At 61.9% G+C, this 22727-nt stretch carries 18 protein-coding genes; 8 read left to right on the top strand and 10 right to left on the bottom strand.

Translation table 11 applies throughout. From position 1 onward, the window contains the following. Positions 1 to 178 precede the first annotated feature (178 nt). Positions 179 to 1786, top strand: a complete 1608-nt coding sequence (rtcR, locus tag AMC88_RS25095) for an RNA repair transcriptional activator RtcR (RefSeq protein ID WP_064826274.1) — start codon at positions 179 to 181, stop codon at positions 1784 to 1786. A 293-nt stretch (positions 1787 to 2079) separates the two neighbouring features. Here the strand turns inward: rtcR and AMC88_RS25090 are convergent, their stop codons facing one another. From AMC88_RS25090 to AMC88_RS25070, 5 genes are all read right to left on the bottom strand, one after another. Further along, entirely contained in the window at positions 2080 to 3210 is a 1131-nt protein-coding gene (locus AMC88_RS25090; RefSeq protein ID WP_064826273.1) for an RNA ligase, read from the bottom strand. A 276-nt stretch (positions 3211 to 3486) separates the two neighbouring features. Then, positions 3487 to 4032, bottom strand: a complete 546-nt coding sequence (locus AMC88_RS25085) for a sarcosine oxidase subunit gamma family protein (protein ID WP_016736759.1) — start codon at positions 4030 to 4032, stop codon at positions 3487 to 3489. Continuing rightward, positions 4025 to 6976, bottom strand: coding sequence for a sarcosine oxidase subunit alpha family protein (locus tag AMC88_RS25080; RefSeq protein WP_064826272.1), 2952 nt, complete (start codon positions 6974 to 6976; stop codon positions 4025 to 4027). The genes AMC88_RS25085 and AMC88_RS25080 overlap by 8 nt, the downstream gene beginning before the upstream one ends. Then, positions 6973 to 7254 carry a sarcosine oxidase subunit delta gene (locus AMC88_RS25075; RefSeq protein ID WP_064826271.1) on the bottom strand — a complete coding sequence of 94 codons (282 nt, stop codon included), beginning with the start codon at positions 7252 to 7254 and terminating at the stop codon, positions 6973 to 6975. The genes AMC88_RS25080 and AMC88_RS25075 overlap by 4 nt, the downstream gene beginning before the upstream one ends. A gap of 11 nt (positions 7255 to 7265) precedes the next feature. Beyond that, positions 7266 to 8516, bottom strand: coding sequence for a sarcosine oxidase subunit beta family protein (locus tag AMC88_RS25070; protein ID WP_064826270.1), 1251 nt, complete (start codon positions 8514 to 8516; stop codon positions 7266 to 7268). An 87-nt stretch (positions 8517 to 8603) separates the two neighbouring features. Between AMC88_RS25070 and AMC88_RS25065 the strand changes: the two genes are divergently transcribed. The 7 genes from AMC88_RS25065 (at position 8604) to purU (ending at position 15792) form a co-directional block, all read left to right on the top strand. Continuing rightward, positions 8604 to 9563 (top strand): GlxA family transcriptional regulator, encoded by a 960-nt coding sequence (locus tag AMC88_RS25065; RefSeq protein WP_064826269.1) that lies wholly within the window; start codon positions 8604 to 8606, stop codon positions 9561 to 9563. 77 nt (positions 9564 to 9640) lie between these two features. Then, entirely contained in the window at positions 9641 to 10324 is a 684-nt protein-coding gene (locus AMC88_RS25060; protein WP_064826268.1) for a helix-turn-helix domain-containing protein, read from the top strand. A 90-nt stretch (positions 10325 to 10414) separates the two neighbouring features. Next, a complete protein-coding gene (locus AMC88_RS25055) occupies positions 10415 to 11320 on the top strand; it encodes a class II glutamine amidotransferase (RefSeq protein ID WP_064826267.1) in 906 nt (301 codons plus the stop codon). Positions 11321 to 11389: 69 nt separating this feature from the next. Further along, a complete protein-coding gene (locus AMC88_RS25050; RefSeq protein ID WP_064826266.1) occupies positions 11390 to 12076 on the top strand; it encodes a GltB/FmdC/FwdC-like GXGXG domain-containing protein in 687 nt (228 codons plus the stop codon). A gap of 14 nt (positions 12077 to 12090) precedes the next feature. Next, complete coding sequence (locus AMC88_RS25045; RefSeq protein WP_064826265.1) at positions 12091 to 13419, top strand: FMN-binding glutamate synthase family protein; 1329 nt, start codon at positions 12091 to 12093, stop codon at positions 13417 to 13419. Between the two features lie 79 nt (positions 13420 to 13498). Beyond that, the gene (gene glnT, locus AMC88_RS25040) at positions 13499 to 14806 is read left to right on the top strand and encodes a type III glutamate--ammonia ligase (RefSeq protein ID WP_064826264.1); all 1308 of its coding nucleotides are present in this window, start codon (positions 13499 to 13501) and stop codon (positions 14804 to 14806) included. Positions 14807 to 14907: 101 nt separating this feature from the next. Then, positions 14908 to 15792, top strand: coding sequence for a formyltetrahydrofolate deformylase (gene purU, locus AMC88_RS25035; RefSeq protein WP_012490703.1), 885 nt, complete (start codon positions 14908 to 14910; stop codon positions 15790 to 15792). A 12-nt stretch (positions 15793 to 15804) separates the two neighbouring features. On the opposite strand, the gene AMC88_RS25030 is transcribed toward purU, so the two are convergent. The 5 genes from AMC88_RS25030 to AMC88_RS25010 form a co-directional block, all read right to left on the bottom strand. Further along, a complete protein-coding gene (locus AMC88_RS25030; RefSeq protein ID WP_012490702.1) occupies positions 15805 to 16626 on the bottom strand; it encodes an oxidoreductase in 822 nt (273 codons plus the stop codon). 288 nt (positions 16627 to 16914) lie between these two features. Beyond that, the gene (locus AMC88_RS25025) at positions 16915 to 17661 is read right to left on the bottom strand and encodes an NADPH-dependent F420 reductase (protein ID WP_010024580.1); all 747 of its coding nucleotides are present in this window, start codon (positions 17659 to 17661) and stop codon (positions 16915 to 16917) included. 155 nt (positions 17662 to 17816) lie between these two features. Beyond that, entirely contained in the window at positions 17817 to 18446 is a 630-nt protein-coding gene (locus AMC88_RS25020) for a TetR/AcrR family transcriptional regulator (RefSeq protein WP_064826263.1), read from the bottom strand. A gap of 17 nt (positions 18447 to 18463) precedes the next feature. Beyond that, positions 18464 to 21574, bottom strand: a complete 3111-nt coding sequence (locus AMC88_RS25015; protein WP_064826262.1) for an efflux RND transporter permease subunit — start codon at positions 21572 to 21574, stop codon at positions 18464 to 18466. Next, entirely contained in the window at positions 21574 to 22692 is a 1119-nt protein-coding gene (locus AMC88_RS25010; RefSeq protein WP_064826261.1) for an efflux RND transporter periplasmic adaptor subunit, read from the bottom strand. The genes AMC88_RS25015 and AMC88_RS25010 overlap by 1 nt, the downstream gene beginning before the upstream one ends. Between the last annotated feature and the right edge of the window lie 35 nt (positions 22693 to 22727).

Raw genomic sequence — 22727 nt, 5'->3', positions numbered from 1 at the left:
ACCTTTCAAGACGCGTGCCAGTTTCAAGAAAAGAACATCTCCCGCCTGCATTTTTATTTTATCTGTTTGTTTTAAAATATTAAATCTTTCAGAGCCTTCACGCACAATCATGAATTGCGAAATCCACATCCCGATTATATTATCGCAAACTATATAGCTTTATAATTTTGGATAAGCCATGAAGCGCCGCGTCGCCATCAGCATATTGGGAACCACCCTGGACGCAGGGAAATGGGAAAATCGCTGGAGCCGCTGGCGGCCGAATGTCGCGCTCTGCCAGCAAGCGGGCCTGTTCATCGACCGACTGGAGCTGATCCACGACAACCACTCGCAAGCTCTCTGTCACCGTATCGTTGCCGACATCGGGACCGTGGCGCCGGCAACGGAGGTGCGGAGCAATGTCATCAATTTTCGGGATCCCTGGGATTTTTCGGAGGTCTATACCAACCTCAGGGACTTTGCCCGCAACTACAACTTCGACCCCGAAACGGAAGACTATCTCGTCAACATCACCACCGGCACCCATGTCGCACAGATCTGCTGGTTCTTGCTGACCGAAGCCCGCATCATTCCCGGCCAGCTGCTGCAGCTCTCGCCGCCGCGCGACCGCGAGCCGGAGCAGGATTTCGCCGGCACGCACCGGATCATCGACCTCGATCTGTCCCGCTATGACGAGATCGCCAAGCGCTTCGCTTCCGAGCGGGAAGACGCTGCTTCTTTCCTGAAATCCGGAATTTCGACCCGCAACGCCGCCTTCAACAGAATGATCGACGAGATCGAAAGGGTGGTGATCCGCTCGACGGCGCCCGTTCTGCTGACCGGGCCGACCGGTGCCGGCAAGTCGCAACTCGCCCGCAGGATCTACGAGCTGAAGAAGAGCCAGCGCAAGGTCAGCGGTCCGTTCATCGAGGTCAACTGCGCGACGCTGCGCGGCGACCAGGCCATGTCCACCCTGTTCGGCCATGTGAAGGGCGCCTTTACCGGCGCGGCCGGCGAGCGTGCCGGCCTGCTCAAGTCCGCCGACAAAGGCGTGCTGTTCCTCGACGAGATTGGCGAACTCGGCCTTGACGAACAGGCCATGTGCCTGCGCGCGATCGAGGAAAAGAAGTTCCTGCCTGTGGGCGCTGATCGGGAGGCGTCCGCAGACTTCCAGCTGCTTGCCGGCACCAATCGCGATCTTGGCGAGGATGTGCGCAAAGGCAGGTTCCGCGAAGATCTCTATGCCCGGCTGAATCTCTGGACGTTCCGGCTGCCGGCCCTGCGCGAGCGCAAGGAGGACATAGAACCCAATCTCGACTTCGAGCTCCGGCGCTATCTGGAACGAGAAGGCGAAAATGTGACTTTCAACAAGGAAGCACGCAACCGCTACCTGACTTTCGCAACTGGCCCACAAGCCGTCTGGAGCGCCAACTTTCGCGATCTCTCGGCGTCGGTGACGCGTATGGCGACCCTCGCGCCGCATGGGCGCATCACGACCGACGTCGTTGATAATGAAGTCCGGCGGTTGAATGCGTTTTGGCGCAGTTCGATTGACGACGGCAGGGTGGATCTGATCATTGACGAAGCGCTGGGTGCAGAGACGGCCGCTCGCCTCGATCGCTTCGACACGGCCCAGCTTGCCACCGTTCTTCACACCTGCCGTCAACACGCCACGGCAAGTGCTGCGGGCAGAGCCCTGTTTGCGATGTCGCGACTGGAGAAAAAGAGCAGCAACGACGCCGATCGCCTGAGTAAATATCTCGCGCGCTTCGGCCTCAGATTCGAGGATATTAGGAAAGCCGGATAAAGGCTTGTGGTAACCGGTGCTCCACTCCCACGCTGCCCTGTCTGGGCTAATCTGTGATCGGCTTTCCATGGACGAGCAACGGGAGTTTCTCCATGGAGAGTACATTAGAGGTTTTCACGACCAGGAAGCCTGGGCGTGAGGTTCACCTATCGAACGCCTTCTGGAGCAAAGCACACGTTCCACTTGATGCCGCTATTTAACGCATTATTGCTTCAATGTCACAGCCGAAGAACCTCTCCGCCGAGGCCTTCTCCAATCCTGCATTCACGCCAGAGCTACTGTACGCTGCAAATCTACGATGTTGCCTCATCAATGACACGCCCCATGGCATATGACGGCTGGTAACCTGGCAACACGTTACCAGTGGGTCTGATGGAACGCATCAACGCGTCTCGGGACTTGCCTACGATTGCACCTGCTTTTCGCAAGCCAAAAACGTATGGACCCACGTCAGCAGGCAGTGAATTGAGCGACAATCCCAACTCTTTATCGGAAAGATGGGCGACAGATGCTGCCAGTTCAGCGACCTTCCTTTCCATCGCCGCGTATTCCTTCGTCAGGAGGAGTACGATGTTGTCAAAATCGCTCCAAAACTCTTCCGGCAAATCACGACGAATCGCGGCCATGTCGTCCCCAGCGGCCATTGCTTCCCACATTGCCAATGGCGTGCAGCGTGAGATCAACGCGTGGATACGACGGTACTCGGAGCCTTTGAGTTTGAGGCGCAAGCCATTTGTGAATCTAACGACAAATCCCTCGTTGTCGCGTGGGAGCGTTGCAGTATGGAGCATCATGTCCGCGATATTCCCGAACTCATGGCGTTCGGCCGCACGCCATCCCAACGCTTGGCTGGTCGTTCGAACCTCGTCGTAGGTTACTTCAAGACCTGAAGCGTGGTAGGCCGCCAACATCACCATGGCAGGCTCCGCATATCGCACGACAATTCTGTTTTCCGGATATACCGCCTCGAACAGATATGTCGTATCCGGCGACAGACCGGAGAGATCGTGGGCATCCAAGCGTGCTTGAGCCCATAGGGCCTGTTCGGAGTCGAACGCGCCTTTGGTGGCTGCGTGCCAACGGCCAGCATCATTGAATACGATTATCAGGCTACCATCGAGCTTTTCGAACGTCTCAAACGGCAGATCGGGTACTTCGCCATGCCGCTCGCCGACATTGAAAAACTTCGGAAACGGCGTGGCAACGACCCGACCAGCGCCCTCGTCCACAATGAGACCGCGAGCGATTAGCGAAAACTGATCCCAACCATCCTCATATACGCACCGGGGGGTATAGATGTAGAGCTGCAAAGTACCGGTTGCGTTCTGACGGCGATGGACATGGCCGAGCCCTTGGGCTCGCTTCAAGCCAGCGATAAGGTCGGGAAACGGGATTTGGCGTGCAGGGTGTATCGGGTCGTTCATCTTTTCACAGCACCCTCTTTTATCGCCTTCAGAATTAATTTTGGCTCAATTTATCAATTGTTCAGCCGTTCCGCGCCGTCAAACGCGAATTACTAATGGATTTGATTGTCCGCTCTGATGGATGCAACGCCTATTGGGTTCGGACACAGCCTTTGCCAATCATTTCGCTACTGGCGTTCGCGATCCCCGCGTCGAAGCGTGAAACCGATCCGAGAGAACGGGTCGATCAATCATGCTAATTTCGCTCAATCGTCGATCTTTGTGCCGGCACGGCCCTCACGCGCCTTCCTTTTCAGCGCTCGCCGCCATATGCCTGAGTTCGTCCCAGAGGCTTTCGGCGAAGCTGCGCAGAACGGTGAGTTCGAAGCTGTCATCGCCGGTGCGGACGATCTGGACGGAGATATGGCCGACCATGGTCATCGCCGAACTGCCTTCCGGGAAAACGGCGGGATCGAGATCGATGGCGGTGCCTTTTGAGAGAAGCAGCCGCGAGGATCGGCCTGAGATGCCGATGCGCACGCGCCCGTGGCTCTGGTCCATGACGAAGGCTTTTCCCGCAAGTGCTGCCGCAAGGGCGGCAAGGCTGGTGGGGGAAAGCGGCTCGTTGCCGGCGACGAACCATTGGCGGAAGCCAGCCTTGCGGATCGAACTGTTCGCAAGGCCGGCTTTGGCCAGCTCGGTGGCCAGTGCCGGCGGCTCGATCGCGCCGAGCACGTGCAGCAGATGGCCTTCCGGCAGGGCTTCCAACCGGAGGCCGGACCCTGACATGCCGTTATATCTGGCGTCGGCGAGAACCGGTCTGTGCTGGGCAAGATCAGGCATGAAGCTTCTCGTTTTCGGGGTCGATGAAGACGGGATGGCAGAGCACCGCATCGGTGTATTCATTGTGCAGGCCGTTCCAGACCGTCACCTTCTCACCGATGCGCTCCGGCCCGCGCCGGACGAGCGCCAGGCCGATCTTATGGCCGAGCGTCGGCGAAAAGGCGCTTGAGGTGACGTAGCCCTGATCGTTTTCGAGCGTCGCCGCCGCACCCTCGGCAAGGATATGCGAGCCGGTGCGGAAGCTGCTTACCGGATTGAGCGGCTTGACGCCGACGAGGCGCGGGCGCTCGGGATCCTGCAGGCCTTCGCGGGCAAGCATCGCCTTTCCGATGAAATCCGGCTTGGTTGATGAGACCATGCGCCCGAAGCCGAGATCGCCTGGCGTGACCGTGCCGTTGATCTCGGCATGAGTGACATGGCCCTTTTCGATGCGCAGGACGCCAAGCGCTTCGGCGCCGTAGGCGCAGATGCCGTGTTTCTCGCCCGCCGCCATGATGGCGTCGGCAACGCTCTCGCCGTAGCCGGCCGGCACGGCCAGCTCGTAGGCGAGTTCGCCGGAGAAGGAGATCCGGAACAGCCGGCCTTCGAGCCGGCCTGCGAATAGCGACACCTTGCGGGCGCTCATGAACGGGAAGGCCGCATCGGAAAGATCCTCGTCGACGATTTCCGAGAGGATCGCGCGCGACTTCGGCCCGGCCACGGCCATCTGCGCCCATTGATCGGTCGAGGAGGCGAAGCAGACGTCGAGTTCCGGCCACAGCGTCTGGGCGCAGAATTCGAGATGGGTCAGCACGCCGGCGGCCAGCGCCGTCGTCGTCGTCATGAAGAAATGGTCGTCGCTGAAGCGGCTGGTGGTGCCGTCGTCATAGATGAAGCCGTCCTCACGCAGCATGATGCCGTAACGCGCCTTGCCGACGGGAAGCTTGGCGAAGCCGTTGCAATAGACGCGATCGAGGAAGATCGCGGCGTCGCGGCCGAAGATTTCGATCTTGCCGAGCGTCGAGACGTCGCAGAGGCCGGCATTTTCGCGGATATTCAGCACTTCGCGGTCGACGCTGTCGCGCCACGTCGTCTCGCCGGCGCGCGGGAACCAGGAGGAGCGATACCAGAGGCCGGTTTCGACGAAGACCGCACCATTCTTCTCAGCCCAGCCATGCAGCGGCGATTTGCGCGCCGGCTGGAAATCCTTGCCGCGCGACGCGCCGGTCAGAGCGCCGAAGGAAACCGGCGTATAAAAGGGCCGGAAGGTCGTCGTTCCCACTTCGGCGGGCGAAACGCCGCGCGCCTCGGCCAGAATGCCGATGGCGTTGATGTTGGAAAGCTTGCCCTGGTCGGTCGCCATGCCTGATGTGGTATAACGCTTGGCAAGCTCGACATGGCCGTAGCCTTCGCGCACGGCAAGCCCGAGGTCCTTGAGGTGCACGTCGTTCTGATAGTCGACGAAGGCCTTGCCTTTCGAGCCTTTCACCGACCAGAGCGGCTTTGCATGCGGAGCCGTCTCGGGAGCTGAAACAAAGGCCGGTTCCGCTGAAAAGCCGATTGCCTGCAATGCGGCGGCGGCCTTCGACGCGCCATCGCCGAGGCAGGCCGTGGTTTGCGCAAGGCCGGCGGCCGCGCCGGCAACGGCGAGGCCGTCCTGTGATGCCGGCGCCAGAAAGGCCGAAGACTCCTCGGACCATTGCGGCTTGCCGCCGCGATGGCAGGCCAGATGAATGACCGGGCTCCAGCCGCCCGACATGGCGAGCGCATCCGCGTCGATCCGGCGAATGCCGTCTGCGGTCTCGATGCTGACGCCGCGCAGGCGCTTGCCGCCCTCTGCATCGATGACCCGGGCGCCCCGCAGAACCTCGGCGCGGCCCTGCCAGCCCTTGCCGCCATCGGCGCGGCTGTCGACGATCGCGGCAACTCGAAGGCCGACGGCTTCGAGGTCGGCGGCGGTGTCATATGCGGTATCGTTGGTGGTAAAGATCACCGTGCTTTGGCCTGGCGCCACCGCCTGCCGATTGAGATAGCTGCGCATGGCGCCTGCCATCATCACGCCGGGAATATCGTTGCCGCCGAAGACGAGCGGCCGCTCCTCGGCTCCCGTCGCCAGAATCGCCTGGCGGGCGACGATGCGCCACAACCGTTCGACGGGGCGCTCCGGATCGGGCAGCGCCACATGCTTCTGCACACGTTCGACCGCACCGAAAACATTGTCGTCGTACCAGCCGAACACGGTCATGCGCGGCAGGCGGCGCACATTCGCCAGCCCTTCGAGTTCGGCCAGCAGCTCGCCGAGAACAGCGTCCGCCGGCTTGCCGTCGACGGCACCGCGGGAAAGCAGGCTGCCGCCGAGTTCGGCGCCTTCGTCGGCAAGGATGACGCGCGCACCAGCGCGCCCCGCCGTCAGCGCTGCGGCGAGACCGGCGGGACCGGCGCCGATCACCAGCAGGTCGCAATGCGCCCAGCATTTCTCATAGGCGTCGGGATCGGCTTCGTAGGAGGCGCGGCCGAGGCCCGCCGCCTTGCGGATCACCGGCTCGTAGAGCTTTTCCCAGAGAGCCGCCGGCCACATGAAGGTCTTGTAGTAGAAACCGGCGCTGAGGAAAGGCGAGAGCAGGCCGTTGACGGCGCCGACATCGAAACCGAGCGAAGGCCAGCGGTTCTGGCTCTTGGCCGTCAGCCCCTGGTAAAGCTCGATCATCGTCGCGCGCGTATTCGGTTCGGTGCGCCCGCCGCTGCCGGTCGTCACCAGCGCGTTCGGTTCGGCGGCCCCCGCCGTCAGAATGCCGCGCGGGCGGTGATATTTGAAGCTGCGGCCGACGAGCTGGATACCGTTGGCCAGCAGCGCCGAGGCGAGCGTGTCGCCCGGATGGCCTTCCAGCGCTTTGCCGTCGAAGGTGAAGCCGAGTGTCGCGGCCCGGTCGATGCGGCCGCCGGAGGAAAGACGGAAACTCGTCATGCCGGTTCTCCGCCGAGCTTGGCAAGGGCGGCATCCCTGACACCATGAACCTTATGGGTGACGGTATCGCGCTCGACGATCAGCCAGCGGCGGCATCCGGAAGAGTGGTGCCAGTATTCGCCGTGCCGGCCCTTCGGATTATCGCGCAGATAGACATAGTCGTACCAGGCATCCGCGCCGGCATCCGGCGCCGGCCGGACCAGGTTCGCATCGCCGCGGATCGAGAATTCCTCCTTGGGCCGGACGCCGCAATGGGGACAAGAAATCAGGCTCGCCATGTTGAGTGTCCTCAGTGCAGATTGGGCTGGGCGCCGACGCCCTTTTCGTCGATCGGATAGCCGCGTGCGAAACGGTCGAGCCGGAAGGCGCGGGCCGTCTGGTGCGGCGTGTTGCGGGCGATCAGGTGGGCGTAGCAGAAGCCGGAGGCGGGCGTCGCCTTGAAGCCGCCGTAACACCAGCCGGCGTTGAGATAGAGATTGTCGATATGGGTGCGGTCGATGATCGGCGAGCCGTCCATGCTCATGTCCATGACCCCGCCCCAGGAGCGCAGAAAACGCACCCGCGACAGCGACGGGATCATCGCCACGCCGGCTTCAGCGACATGCTCAACTGTTGCCAGATTGCCGCGCTGAGCATAGGAATTATAGCCGTCGATATCGCCGCCGAAGACGAGGCCGCCCCTGTCCGACTGGGACACATAAAAATGCCCGGCGCCGAAGGTGACGACATTGTCGATGAAGGGTTTCAACCCTTCGGACACGAAGGCCTGCAGCACATGGCTTTCGATCGGCAGGCGAAGGCCGGCCATATCGGCGACGACGGTGGAATTGCCGGCCGCCGCCAGCGCCAGCTTGCCGCAGCCGATAAAGCCCCTGCTGGTCTCGACGCCGGTCACCTGGCCGTTTTCGCGGCGGATGCCGGTCACCTCGCATTGGGTGATGATGTCGACGCCGAGGCTGTCTGCGCCGCGGGCATAACCCCAGGCGACCGCATCATGGCGCACCGTGCCGCCGCGCGGCTGGTATAGACCACCCATGATCGGGAAACGGGCATTGTCGAAATCGAGGAACGGAAGCTTCTTGCGCACAGCCTGCCGGTCGAGCAGCTCGGCGTCGACGCCGTGCAGCCGCATGGCATTGCCGCGGCGCGTATAGGCATCGCGCTGCGCGTCGGAATGAAAGAGGTTGAGCACGCCGCGCTGCGAGACCATGGCGTTGAAATTGAAGTCCTGTTCCAGCCCCTCCCACAATTTCATCGACAGCTCGTAGAAGGGATTGTTGCCGGGCAGCAGGTAGTTCGAACGGATGATCGTGGTGTTCCTGCCGATATTGCCGGAGCCGAGATAACCCTTTTCGAGGACGGCGACATTGGTGATGCCGAACTCCTTGGCGAGATAATAGGCGGTGGCAAGGCCGTGGCCGCCGCCGCCGACGATGACGACTTCGTAATGCGGCTTCGGCGCGGGGTCGCGCCAGGCAGGCGCCCAGCCCTTGTTGCCGCGAAGGCCGTTCAGGAAAATCGAGAGAGCGGAGTAGCGCATGGGTCAATCCGAATAGAATGGCCGCATGATGCCAGAAAGACTGGCGCGGACTTGCGCAATTAGGACGCTATTGAATATAAAAGGGACATGTCCTCACCCGATACCAGAAATGTCCAGGAGATCGGCTTCATCCTGATCCCAGGATTCGCGCTGATGTCCTACGCTTCGGCGACGGAGCCGTTGCGGGCGGCAAATCTTCTGGCCGGACGCGATATCTATCGTCTGCGGACCTTCTCGCCGGACGGCGCGCCTGTTCTCTCCTCCTCCGGTGTGCCGGTGCCGGCCGAACCTCTTCCTGTAAGGGGAGCAGGACTCGGCACCGCCTTCGTCTGCGCCGGCGGCTCGCCGCGGGACTGGCGCTATCCGGGCGTACTCGCCTGCCTCAGGCAGCTGTCGCGCGAAGGTGTCAGGATCGGCGGCATTTCGGGCGGTCCCTATCTGATGGCGGCCGCCGGACTGCTCGCCGGCCGCGACTTCACCATCCACTGGGAGTACGCCGCCGCTCTTCTCGAGGCCTTCCCCGATCTCTCGCCGCGCCAGGCACGCTTTATGATCGACGGCAGCAGAATCACCTGCGGCGGCGGCATCTCAGCGCTCGACATGATGCATGTGCTGATCACCGAGCGCATGGGGCCGGATTTCGCCCGCCGCGTCAGCGACTGGTATCTGCACACCGAGGTCAATGAGCCGGCAGCGCCCCAGCGCGCGTCGCTCGCCGAGCGTTACGGCGTCCATCATCCCGGCCTGCTCAGCGTGCTCGAACGCATGGAAGAGACGATCGAGATGCCGCTCGACCGCGCCGCCATGGCGCGCATCGCCGGTGTTTCCGCCCGTCATCTCGACCGGCTCTTCTCGGCCCATCTCGGCACCACCTTCCTCGATCAATATCACAGGATCCGGCTGCAGCATGCTCACCGCCTGCTGAAGCAGAGCCCACTTTCCGTCTCGGAGATCGCGGTAGCCACCGGCTTTTCCAGTCTCAGCCACTTTTCCCGGATGTTCCGCGCCCTTTATGGCATTGCGCCGCGGCAGGCGAGGCGGGATTAGGTTTTCTTCACGGTTGAGGAACCTTCACCGGGGGGATAGGTTGGCATCGGGACAAAAGAGCAGGCGGCGGGACATTCATGACAACCAAGCGTGAAGCGGCAGATCAACCGGAACAGGCGCATGGCGGGCGCCCCCCCTTTTCCCAGGACCCGCACGCCGTTCGGGAGCCGAAGGAAAACAATCTCGAAATGGCGATCGGCCATGAGGTGCGCGCCTACCGCAAGAAACTCGGCATCACGGTCACCGACCTCGCCGCCGCCACCGGCATTTCGCTCGGCATGCTGTCGAAGATCGAGAACGGCAACATTTCGCCGTCGCTGACGACGCTGCAATCGCTGTCGCGGGCGCTCGGCGTGCCGCTGACCGCTTTCTTCAGGCGCTACGAGGAACCGCGCAATGCCGTCTTCGTCAAGGCGGGAGAGGGCGTCGAGCTCGAACGGCGCGGCACGCGCGCCGGCCATCAATATAATCTGCTCGGCCATATCGATAACAATCCGAGCGGCGTCATCGTCGAGCCCTATCTCATCACGCTGACGGCCGATTCCGATGTCTTCCCGACCTTCCAGCACGAGGGCATGGAGTTCCTCTACATGCTCGAGGGCGAGGTGGTCTATCGCCACGGCGACCAGCTTTTCCAGATGCAGCCGGGCGACAGCCTGTTCTTCGACGCCGATGCGCCGCATGGGCCGGAACAGCTGGTGAAACTGCCGAGCCGCTACCTCTCGATCATCAGCTATCCCCAACAAGTCACTAGAGGCTAATATTGCCTTAAAAGAAAAATTTATTCCTCTCAGTTGAAGACTTCAAACAGAGCTGTTACTCCTTTCGCAACATGAACGGAGGCACACGCTATGTGCGGCATTGTTGGATTGTTCCTCAAGGACAAGAGCCTTGAACCCCAGCTGGGAAATCTGCTCTCGGATATGCTGATCACCATGACGGATCGCGGCCCGGATTCGGCCGGCATCGCGATCTATGGCGGTTCTGCCGAGGGCAAAGCCAAAATCACCATTCAGTCCGCCAATCCGGGCGCGGACTTCGAAGGCCTCGCCGGCGACCTCGAGAAGGCCGGCATCAAAGCCGAGGTCTCGGTCAAGAGCACGCACGCAGTCCTCGAGCTTGATGTCTCCAAGCTTGGCGCCGTGCGCGAGGCGCTCGCAGAGATACGCCCAGCGGTCCGTCTGATGGGATCGGGCGAAAGCGTCGAAATCTACAAGGAAATCGGACTTCCAAGAGAAGTCGTGGCGCGCTTCGGCGTGCGTGCGATGAGCGGCACCCACGGCATCGGCCATACCCGCATGGCGACCGAATCCGCGGTCACCACGCTCGGCGCCCATCCGTTCTCGACCGGCGCCGACCAGTGCCTGGTGCACAACGGCTCGCTGTCCAATCACAACAACCTGCGCCGCGAACTGATCCGCGAAGGCATGAGCTTCGAGACGCAGAACGATTCCGAAGTCGCCGCCGCCTATCTCACAGCCGAAATGGCCAAGGGCAAGGATCTCGGCCAGGCGCTGACCGGCGCGCTCGACGATCTCGACGGCTTCTTCACCTTCGTCGTCGGCACCAGGTCCGGCTTCGGCGTGGTGCGCGACCCGATCGCATGCAAGCCCGCCGTCATGGCCGAGACCGAGCAATATGTCGCCTTCGGTTCGGAATACCGCGCGCTGGTCAACCTTCCCGGCATCGAGAATGCCCGTGTCTGGGAGCCGGAGCCGGCAACCGTTTACTTCTGGGATCACGACAAGGCCGCCTGAGGGGCGTCCGAAAGCCAAGAGGCGGCGCAGACCGCCTCCCAGACAAACGAGGCTTCCAACGAGGAATCAATGCCCACATTCGATCTTTCCAACACCCCTCTTCGCGAGTTGAACAGCGCGCTGCACGCTCTTTCCAAAGGCGCCAACGACACCGAATTCGAAGTCATCAACCCGCGCGGCAGCCACGCCGTCGCCGTCGGCATCGACAGCCCGGTCACGGTCGCGGTCAGGGGATCGGTCGGCTATTACTGCGCCGGCATGAATGACGGCGGCACCATTACGGTTCATGGGTCGGCCGGTCCGGGCGTTGCCGAAAACATGATGTCGGGCACCGTCGTCATCGAAGGCGACGCCAGCCAGTATGCCGGCGCCACCGGCCGCGGCGGCCTGCTCGTCATCAAGGGCAATGCGGCCTCGCGCTGCGGCATTTCGATGAAGGGGATCGACATCGTCGTTCACGGCAGCATCGGCCACATGTCGGCCTTCATGGGCCAATCCGGCCATCTCGTCGTGCTCGGCGATGCCGGCGATGCGCTGGGGGATTCGCTCTACGAAGCCAAGCTTTTCGTCCGCGGCGAGGTCAAGAGCCTCGGCTCCGACTGCATCGAGAAGGAGATGCGGCGCGAGCATCTGGAAAAGCTTGCCGAGCTGCTCGACAAGGCAGGGGTCACGGGCGTCAGGCCCGAAGAGTTCAAACGCTACGGCTCGGCCCGCAAGCTCTACAATTTCAACATCGACAACGCCGACGCGTATTGAGGCGAGGGACATCCATGAGCTATCACAACCCCTATACCCCACCACGCAAATCCGCGACCTTCGACGACTATACGCTGGCCGAAATCCGCCGCGCGGCGGCGACCGGCATCTATGATATCCGCGGCGCCGGCACCAAGCGCAAGGTGCCGCATTTCGACGATCTCTTGTTTCTCGGCGCCTCGATCTCGCGCTATCCGCTCGAAGGCTATCGGGAGAAGTGCGACACGACGGTGGTGCTCGGCTCGCGTTTCGCCAAGAGGCCGATCACGTTGAAGACGCCGATCACCATTGCCGGCATGAGCTTCGGCGCGCTGTCCGGCAATGCCAAGGAAGCGCTCGGCCGCGGTGCGACGATTGCAGGCACCTCGACGACCACAGGCGATGGCGGCATGACGGATGAGGAACGCGGCCATTCGCAGACGCTGGTCTACCAATATCTGCCCTCTCGCTACGGCATGAATCCGCGGGATTTGCGCCGCGCCGATGCCATCGAAGTCGTGGTCGGCCAGGGCGCCAAGCCCGGCGGCGGCGGCATGCTGCTCGGCCAGAAGATCTCCGACCGCGTCGCCAATATGCGCAACCTGCCGAAGGGCATCGACCAGCGCTCGGCCTGCCGCCATCCGGATTGGACCGGCCCTGACGATCTCGAAATCAAGATCATGGAGCTGCGCGAGATCACCGATTGGGAAAAGCCGATCTACGTCAAGGTCGGCGGCGCGCGTCCCTATTACGACACCGCCCTTGCCGTGAAGGCAGGTGCCGACGTCGTCGTGCTCGACGGCATGCAGGGCGGCACGGCGGCGACCCAGGATGTCTTCATCGAGAATGTCGGCATGCCGACGCTCGCCTGCATTCGACCGGCCGTACAGGCGCTGCAGGAGCTCGGCATGCATCGCAAGGTGCAGCTGATCGTTTCGGGCGGCATCCGCTCCGGCGCCGACGTTGCCAAGGCGCTGGCGCTCGGCGCCGATGCGGTGGCGATCGGCACGGCCGCACTCGTCGCAATCGGCGACAACGATCCCCGCTGGGAAGAGGAATATCAGAAGCTCGGCTCGACGGCCGGCGCCTATGACGACTGGCATGAAGGCAAGGATCCGGCCGGCATCACCACCCAGGACCCGGAGCTGGCAAAACGGCTCGACCCGGTCGCGGCCGGCCGCCGTCTCGCCAACTACCTCAAGGTGATGACGCTCGAGGCGCAGACCATCGCGCGTGCCTGCGGCAAGAACCATCTGCACAACCTCGAGCCGGAAGACCTCGTCGCACTGACGATCGAGGCGTCGGCCATGGCGCAGGTGCCGCTCGCCGGCACCAACTGGATCCCCGGCAAGGCCGGTTTTTAAGAACACCCGGCCGGGCGCGTTTGGGAGGATGCGGCCGGCTTCATCATCAAGTGTCTAAGATCAACATAAGGGGACAAACGTGACACTGGACCTCTCGCAATACGCCGCCCAAAAAGGCATCAAATATTTCATGATCAGCTATACGGACCTGTTCGGCGGCCAACGCGCCAAGCTGGTCCCGGCCGAAGCCATCGCCGATATGCAGAAGGATGGCGCGGGCTTTGCCGGCTTCGCGACCTGGCTCGACCTGACGCCGGCCCATCCCGACTTGTTCGCCGTTCCCGACGCTTCCTCCGTCATCCAGCTGCCCTGGAAGAAGGACGTCGCATGGGTCGCCGCCGATTGCGTCATGGACGACCAGCCTGTCGAACAGGCGCCGCGCGTGCTTCTGAAAAGACTGATAGCCGAGGCTGCGAAAGAGGGGCTCAGGGTCAAAACCGGCGTCGAGCCGGAGTTCTTTCTCATCTCGGCCGACGGCTCGGTGATTTCGGATCAGTTCGATACCGCCGAGAAGCCTTGTTACGATCAGCAGGCGGTGATGCGCCGCTACGACGTCATCGCCGAGATTTGCGACTATATGCTCGAGCTCGGCTGGAAGCCCTATCAGAACGACCACGAGGATGCGAACGGCCAGTTCGAGATGAACTGGGAATATGACGATGTTCTGAAGACGGCGGACAAACACTCCTTCTTCAAATTCATGGTCAAGTCGGTCGCCGAAAAGCACGGGCTTCGCGCCACCTTCATGCCGAAGCCCTTCAAGGGCCTGACCGGAAACGGCTGCCATGCCCACATCTCGGTCTGGGACCTCGAAGGCAGGGTCAACGCCTTCGCCGACAAGGAAATGGCTTTCGGGCTTTCGGCGCAGGGCAAGACCTTCCTCGGCGGCATCATGAAACATGCCTCCGCACTTGCCGCGATCACCAATCCGACGGTCAATTCCTACAAGCGCATCAACGCGCCGCGCACCACCTCCGGTGCCACCTGGTCGCCGAACACGGTGACCTGGACCGGCAACAACCGAACCCACATGGTGCGCGTGCCGGGGCCGGGACGTTTCGAACTGCGCCTGCCGGATGGGGCGGTCAATCCGTATTTGCTGCAGGCGATCATCATCGCCGCCGGCCTCGACGGCATCCGCAGCCAGGCAGATCCCGGTCCGCACCACGATATCGACATGTATGCCGAGGGGCACCTGGTGAAGGACGCGCCGCGGCTGCCGCTCAACCTGCTCGACGCGCTGCGCGCCTATGATGCCGACGAGGGCCTGAAGGCGGCGATCGGATCGGAATTTTCCGCCGCCTACCTCAAGCTCAAACATCGGGAATGGAACGCCTACTGCTCGCATTTTACCGAGTGGGAGCGGATGAGCACGCTCGACATCTGAGCGGCCGACCGACATCTTCGATGAGCGCCGACACGCCGGGCTGACAAGCTTCGGCGTGATCGCATCCCCAGGCAGCTGATCCGGCCAAGAAAGAGACAGCCATGAAAAACGTCGTACTCACCGTATCCTGCAAATCGACGCGCGGAATTGTTGCGGCGATTTCGAGCTATCTGGCCGAGAAGGGCTGCAACATCATCGACAGCTCGCAGTTCGACGATCTCGATACCGGCAAGTTCTTCATGCGCGTCAGCTTCATTTCGGAAGAGGGTCTGGCCGGCTCGGCGATCAGCGCCGATTTTGCCGCCGTCGCCGCGCCCTTCGAGATGGACTATGAGTTCCACGACAGCGAAAGCCGCATGAAGGTGCTGCTGATGGTGTCGCGCTTCGGCCATTGTCTCAACGACCTGCTCTACCGCTGGAAGATCGGGGCGCTGCCGATCGACATCGTCGGCGTCGTCTCCAACCACTTCGATTACCAGAAGGTCGTCGTCAACCACGACATCCCCTTCCACCACATCAAGGTGACCAAGGAGAACAAGCCGCAGGCCGAAGCCCAGCTGGTCGAGCTCGTCAATCAGACCGGCACCGAGCTGATCGTGCTCGCCCGCTACATGCAGGTTCTCTCCGACCAGCTCTGCAAGCAGATGTCGGGCAAGATCATCAACATCCACCATTCCTTCCTGCCGTCCTTCAAGGGCGCCAACCCCTACAAGCAGGCCTATGAGCGCGGCGTCAAACTGATCGGCGCCACTGCCCATTACGTCACCGCCGATCTCGACGAAGGCCCGATCATCGAGCAGGACACGGCCCGCATTACGCACGCCCAGAGCGCCGAGGACTATGTCTCGATCGGCCGCGACGTCGAAAGCCAGGTGCTGGCGCGGGCCATCCACGCCCATATCCACCACCGCACCTTCATCAACGGCAACCGCACCGTCGTCTTCCCGGCAAGCCCCGGAAGCTACGCCTCCGAACGCATGGGCTGAGGCAGGCAAGACTTAGGACGCAGCGCGCTTTCCGAAGCCGAATGTCTTGCGCAGGCTGCTGTCGACCGCCTTTGCCGGCATAAATCTGCGCAGCCGGCTTAGAAGCGTCGCCTGGCCGCCGGCCGGTTGACGCATTTTGTAGGGGCCGTTGATTGCCGCCAATATCTTCTCCGCGACTGTTGCAGCCGACGGCGCGGTTTTGATCTGGGCTTGTACTGCCTTGATCGTCGCCTCGGCTTGCGCTGCGTAGGCTCCCAAGGGCGCCGCGGTCTGCGCCGCATTTACGTCGAGCTTGGTGTTGGTGAAGGTCGGTTCAACCAGCACGACGCGCACGTTGAACTCACGAATCTCATGATCCAGCGATTCCGACAGTCCTTCGAGCGCATGTTTGCTGCTGGCATATATTCCCATGAACGGCGCAGGCAGGAAGCCGAGGACCGAGCTGATATTGATGATCAGCCCGCTGCGAGCGGCGCGCATGGAGGGCAAGGCAGCGCGGATCATGCGCAAAGGGCCGAAAACATTGGCATCGAATACCGTGTGCGCTTCGGAAGGCGACGTGTTCTCGACAGGGCCGACCAGCGAAACGCCGGCATTGTTGACCAGGATGTCAATCTTGCCCGCCTCGGACAAAACCCATTGAACAAAATTGGAGACCGAAGCGTCATCGGTCACGTCGACAGTTCCATAGCGCACGCCGGGAATGGCGTTGACGCGGTTAGGGTTGCGTACGCCCCCAAAGACCTGGAAGCCGTGTTGTGTGAGAAGGCGGGCTGACGCTTCACCGATACCGGAGGATGCGCCGGTAATAACGACAACTCTGTTTTGGGACATGCATGCTCCTTGGCTTTTGGCGCGAGTGGTTGATGACGTGCTTCAATAGAAGGTCGGAACTTTTCACCCCGTCGCCAAAGGACAGCTCCTCAGAACCTGGCACCAAAGCACGTAAGATTTCGATCGACATCTATAATCGCCTTAGATGTCAATCGAAATATAAAATCAAGCACTTTTTGTTTTGCGGCGATTTTTCCGATCAACGCGCCACCAAAACCGCACGGGCGTGGCGCCGAACCGGAAGGCCCGCCGACATTTCGGCGGGGAGCAGCATGAGCCTGAACGGGCTCAGGATTTCGGCGCGGCAGTTCCCGCTCGGTTTCGCGCGACCATTTCGTCATGAGTCAAGCCCGTGCCTGCCGCGAAGAATTCCTTGATCAGGGCGTCGCGATTGTCGGCTGCGCGGAATCGATCCGCCGATCGCAGCGCCTCCTTCAGCTCATTTGCTGCAATCTCCGTGCAATAGGCAGGGGTGCCGGGCTGCTGACGCCAGGACGCTGCCAGCCCTCCTGCATCCAGCCCATCGAAACCGGTGGCCTCAACCAGCCCTATGGCAATCGCCTTTGCTTCCGGAGCATCGCCTGCAACCGGAATGGCGATGCGTCCATCCGTGCCGTCAGGCTGCCCCTTCTCCGCCAGCGTCGCCGCCAGCACGGCGTTCCAGGCCTTGACGACGGGCCTGCCGATTTGGCCGCTCACCCAAACGCTTTCGGGCATGCCGCCATCGACGTCGGCGATCGCACCGTCGCGAAACGGATAATAGTTTGACGTATCGATCACCACGACGTCTTCAGGCACGTCATCGAAGAGCCCAGCGAGACCGCGATAGTTTGCGAACGGGATCGAAAGTACGACCACCTCAACACCCCCGACGGCCTCTTCCTTCGAAACGGCAGCCGCTCCGATATCGCCGGCAAGCTCGCGGATGGTGTCGGGACCCTTCGAATTGGCAAGTTTGACCGCATGGCCGGCGGCGGCGAGTTTTCTCGCCAGCGTCGCGCCGATATTCCCGGCACCGATGATTCCGATCTTCATGGGATGTCCTTTCTCTGATGTGGAAGTAAGCCCGTCTCAATCGCGGGTGGGGCGAGCGAATGCGTGCAGAGTGTCGCGCAGACCAGCCCCGCGTCCGTGAGCTGGCGGGCGGTTTTGATCTGCCGGTGACCGCCCAACATGCGGCACGCAGAGCTTCACCCTGACGTCTCGCGGTCCTCTGTGCCGAGCGCTTTCATGATGAAGCGGATTTGGGCATGGACGCTGACTGCGGCGGCCTCACCCTCCTGAACGCGCTGTTCGACCAGAACCGGATGGGAAAACGGCAAGAAGGCGGTGACGATGCTGTGCGCCGCTTCGTCGGCGTCTCCGACTTTGAACTCGCCCGCCTGCTGCCCCTCGCGGACAAGGGCTTTGAGGATTGCCAGGATGTGATCATTGTGCGCGTTGAGGGTTGCCCAACTTCCATCCGTGGCGGCGACAAGCAGTTGGTGGATTGGTCTGTCCTCCACCAAGGTTCTCGCGCTGTGCCGGTGAATGGCGGTCAAAAGATCAGCCAGCTTTTTGCTCGCCGACGCATCCGATCGTGCAATTTCCAGCGCGATTTCAGCAACCTCTTTGACAACCAGTCCGCAGACGGAACTGTTGATCGCCGTCTTCGAGGGAAAGAAGCGATAGATATTGGCGCGGCTCATGCCGAGTTCCGAGGCGATGTCAGCGACCGACGTCTTATGATAGCCGATCCGCCGAAAATACCTTTCCGCCACCTCGAGAATCCGCGTCCGCGACTGCTCGAGATCACTTGTTATCGGGTCCGCAAAATTCATCACCCCTCCGGAGAGCATCACTCGGCAGCCATTGCTGTCGGTAGTTCCACTTCCTTCGATGAATTTTCATGGCCTTCATTTTTCGTCGGCTTGATGCGGAACCAAGTCGCGTAGAGAGCGGGAAGGAAGAGCAAGATCATCACGGTTCCGACTGCCGTGCCACCGATCAGCGTGTAGGCCATCGACCCCCAGAACACCGAATGGGTGAGGGGAATGAAGGCAAGGACGGCGGCAAGGGCTGTCAGGATGACGGGACGCGTCCGCTGCACCGTCGCCTCGACGACGGCGTGATAATCGTCGAGACCGGCTGCCTTGTTCTCCTTGATCTGTTCCGTCAGGATCAGCGTGTTGCGCATCAGGATTCCGGCCAATCCGATCAATCCGAGAATGGCGTTGAAGCCGAACGGCTGGTTGAAGAGCAGCAGCACCGGAACCGCCCCGGCAAGACCGAGCGGCCCCGTCAGCATAACCATGGTCATCGTCGACAGGCTGCGGACCTGCAGCACGATGACGATCAGCATGGCAGCAACCATCGCCGGGAAGATTTTGACGAGGGCGGCGTTGGCCTTGAGCGACTCCTCGATGTTCCCGCCCATCTCGATACGATACCCGACAGGAAGCGAGGCGATCAGCGGCTGGAGCGCCTTCATGACCTGCTGGGATACCTCGGGGGGCTGCGTCGCCTCGTCGATATCGGAACGGATCGTGACAACGGGCGTGCGGTCGCGACGTTTCAGGATCGGCTCTTCGAACCGGATTTCGGAATGACCGATCTGATCGAGCGGAACCTGTCGGCCGTCCCGGCTCATCAATGAGAAGTCTGCCAATCGCGACGGATCAAGCCGGTTGTCGCCAGCACTGCGTGCGATGACAGGCACGTTGCGGATATTCTCGCGAACCTCGGTTATCGGAATTCCGCTCAGCAGCAGCTGCATCTGCTGGGCTGCCTCCGCCGGCGAAAGGCCGATCAGGCCCAGCCGTTCCTGGTCTGGAACGAAGCGCACGACCGGTGTGCGGTTGCCCCAATCACGGTTTGCCTGACGTACATCCGGCACGCTCTTCATGATCTCCAGGGCCTTTTCGGAGAGCCGGTACAATTGGTCGGTGTCAGGCCCCATGATGCGGAATTCGACCGGAAACGGCGTATAGGGACCGAATACGAGCTGGGTGACCCGGACATAGGCTTCCGGAGCAAGCCCATCCGATATGGCTGCGCGCAGGCGAAGCTTCAAAGCCTCGCGTGTGTGAGCGTCAGGGGTGAGAACGACGATCTTGGCGAAGGACGGATCCGGCAACTCGGGCGCCATGGCAAAGAAGAAGCGGGGAGCGCCCTGACCGACATAGCTCGTCACTGTCTTCGCTTCCGGCTGCTGTTGCAGCCACTCTTCGAGCTTCCCGACCGTGGCGGCCGTCGTCTCGATACTGGTCCCTTCAGGCATGCGGACTTCAACCAAAACCTCCGGACGATCCGACGTCGGGAAGAACTGCTGCTTGACCGATCCCATGCCCACGACAGAGACCCCCATGACGATGGCAACCACCGCACAGGTGACGAACTTGTGGCGCACTGTAAATTCGATCATCCCCCGCAGGCGGCGGTAGTTCGGGGTGTTGTAGATGGCGTGATGGCCGCCTTCGACCGGCTTGATCGCCGGCAGCATCTTGACGCCGAGGTAGGGCGTGAAGATCACCGCGACAATCCAGGATACGATGAGGGCAAAGCCGACGACCCAGAAGATGTTGCCGGCATATTCGCCGGCGGTCGACCGGGCAAAGCCCACCGGCATCAGCCCGATGATCGTCACGAGCGTGCCCGACAGCATCGGGGCCGCGGTATGGCTCCAGGCATAGGCGGCGGCCTTGATGCGATCCATCCCTTCTTCCATCTTTACCACCATCACCTCGATGGCGATGATGGCGTCGTCAACCAGGAGGCCGAGCGCCAGGATGAGCGCACCAAGGGTGATGCGATCGAAGAAACGGCCGGTCTCCAGCATGATGAGGAAGACGACGGCAAGGGTGAGCGGGACGGCCAGAGCGACGACAATGCCGACACGCCAACCGAGACTGACGAGGCTGACGAACAAGACGACGCCGAGCGCCATGGCGAATTTCAGCATGAACTCGCCGACGGCTTCGTCGATGTTGACGGCCTGGTCACTGACCTTGGCGAGCGTCATGCCGAGCGGCAGGGTCTTGGCGATCGCGGCCGATCTTTCCTCCAGCGCCTTGCCAAGCTCCAGACCGTTCCAGCCCTGCTGCATCACCGCGGCCAGCATGATGGCGGGCTCGCCGTCATGGCGGATGAGATAGGTGGCCGGGTCTTCATAGCCGCGCCGCACTTCGGCAAAATCCGAGAGTTTCAAGGTGCGTCCGGCCGCGACGATCGGCGTGTCTGATATCGCCTGGATGCTGTCATAGGCGCCATCGAAGCGAATGAAGACCTGCGGCCCGCGCGTATCGATCGATCCCGCCGGCGTCACGGTGTTTCGCCGCTGCAAGGCAGCCGCGATGTCCTGGGCTGAAATGCCGAGCGTGGCGAGCTTGGCATAGGAGAATTCGACGAAGATCTGTTCGGGCCGCTCGCCCAGGATGTTGATCTTCTTGACTCCAGGCACATGCAGAAGATCCTGGCGGATCACCTCGGCCTGGCGCACGAGCTCACGCATCGGCATGCCCTTGGCCTTCAGCGCATAAAGACCGAAGCTGACATCGGAGTACTCGTCGTTGACAAAGGGACCGAGCACGCCCCTCGGCAGGTTGCGCGCCTCGTCTCCAAGCTTCTTTCGCGCCTGATAGAACTCCTCCTCGACGGCCGTGGACGGCGTGCTGTCCTTCAAGGTGACGGTCAAGAAGGCGTATCCCGGCCGCGTTGTCGTCTCGACACGATCGTACCAGGTGAGTTCCTGGAGACGCTTTTCGAGCGGCTCGGCGACCAGATCCTGCATCTCGCGCGCAGTCGCGCCCGGCCACACGGTCGTCACGGTCAAGGTTTTGATGGTGAAGGAGGGGTCCTCGGCGCGCCCGAGCTTGACGAAGGCATAGGCGCCGGCGGCGGCCAAGAGAACGATGAAGAACAGCGTAACGGCCCGCTCGCGAACGGCGAGCGCGGATAGATTGAAGGTCATCAGTTTGCCGCCTCTGCCTGTTCCACCTTGGTGCGCACGCTGGCGCCGTCCTGCAGCAGATGGGCGCCGAGTGCGACGACCGGCTCGCCAGCATTGACGCTGGAAACCACCGCCACCTCCTCACCTAATTGTTCTATTTTCACCTGCCGGAAGTGGACGGTCGAAGATTGCGCATCGAAGACCCAGACGCCGGTTCGGCTGCCATCGTCCAAGACGGCGCCGACCGGCACCGCGGCATGCGATTGACCAGTGCTGCTGGCGATTCTGATCGTCACCGTCGCACCGAGCGGCGCCGAAGCTGCAGCGCCATCGAGAACCCAACGCGCCTCATAGGTGCGGGTCTGAGGATCGGCAGCATCCGAGATCTGCCGAAGCCGCGCCTTGTCCTGCTGGCTCTCGTTTCCGTAGATGCTGGCGTCGGCTATCTCGCCGATTTGCGGCCGCAACGACTCCGGAAGCCAGACGAGCGCTTCGCGCGGGCCGGCCTGCGCCAGACGGATCACGGTTTGTCCCGCCGTCACGACTTGACCCGGCTCTCCGAGCGTTTCGACAATGGTCCCGTCAGCATCGGCAACCAACAAAGAGTAAGTTGCGGCGTTTTCAGCGACCCTTGCCTCCGCTTCCGCTGCAGCCAGTTGAGCCGTTGCAGTATCGAGCGCAGCCTTTGCCTGTTCATAGCGCTGCGGCGAAGCCGCCGCCAAACCGCTTTTCGCCAAAGCGGCGTAGCGTCTCTCGTCGGCTTGCGCCTGGGTCAACACAGCTTGCGCGGAGACCACTGCATTGTGTTTCGCCGTCAGTGCGAGACGCAGATCGGTCTCATCGATGCGCATCAGAGGCTGGCCGGCCTTGACCTGCTCGCCAACATCCACATAACGCTGCATGATCTTGCCGGGCACACGAAAACCGAGATTGCTCTGCACCCGGGCGGCAATGGTGCCCGTAAAGGTGCGTTCGGCCGTTTCCGGCTTCTTCGCTTCCACCAGTTTTACGAATGGCGGCGCGATTCGGGGATCGGCGGCTTGCGCGCTTTTTTCCGAGGAGACCCCGAAAAGCACGAACGTCGTGGCGCCGGCAGCTGCCATAAGGCCGAAAGAGGCGAGAAGGATTTTGCGGTTCATGTCGGTAAGCCTTATTGACGGGCTGAATTAGATTG

Origin of the sequence: Rhizobium phaseoli, assembly GCF_001664385.1 — a bacterium.
GTDB classification, from domain to species: domain Bacteria; phylum Pseudomonadota; class Alphaproteobacteria; order Rhizobiales; family Rhizobiaceae; genus Rhizobium; species Rhizobium phaseoli.
The sequence above is the reverse complement of the archived record's forward strand: the minus strand, read 5'-3'. Positions and strand labels throughout refer to the sequence as shown.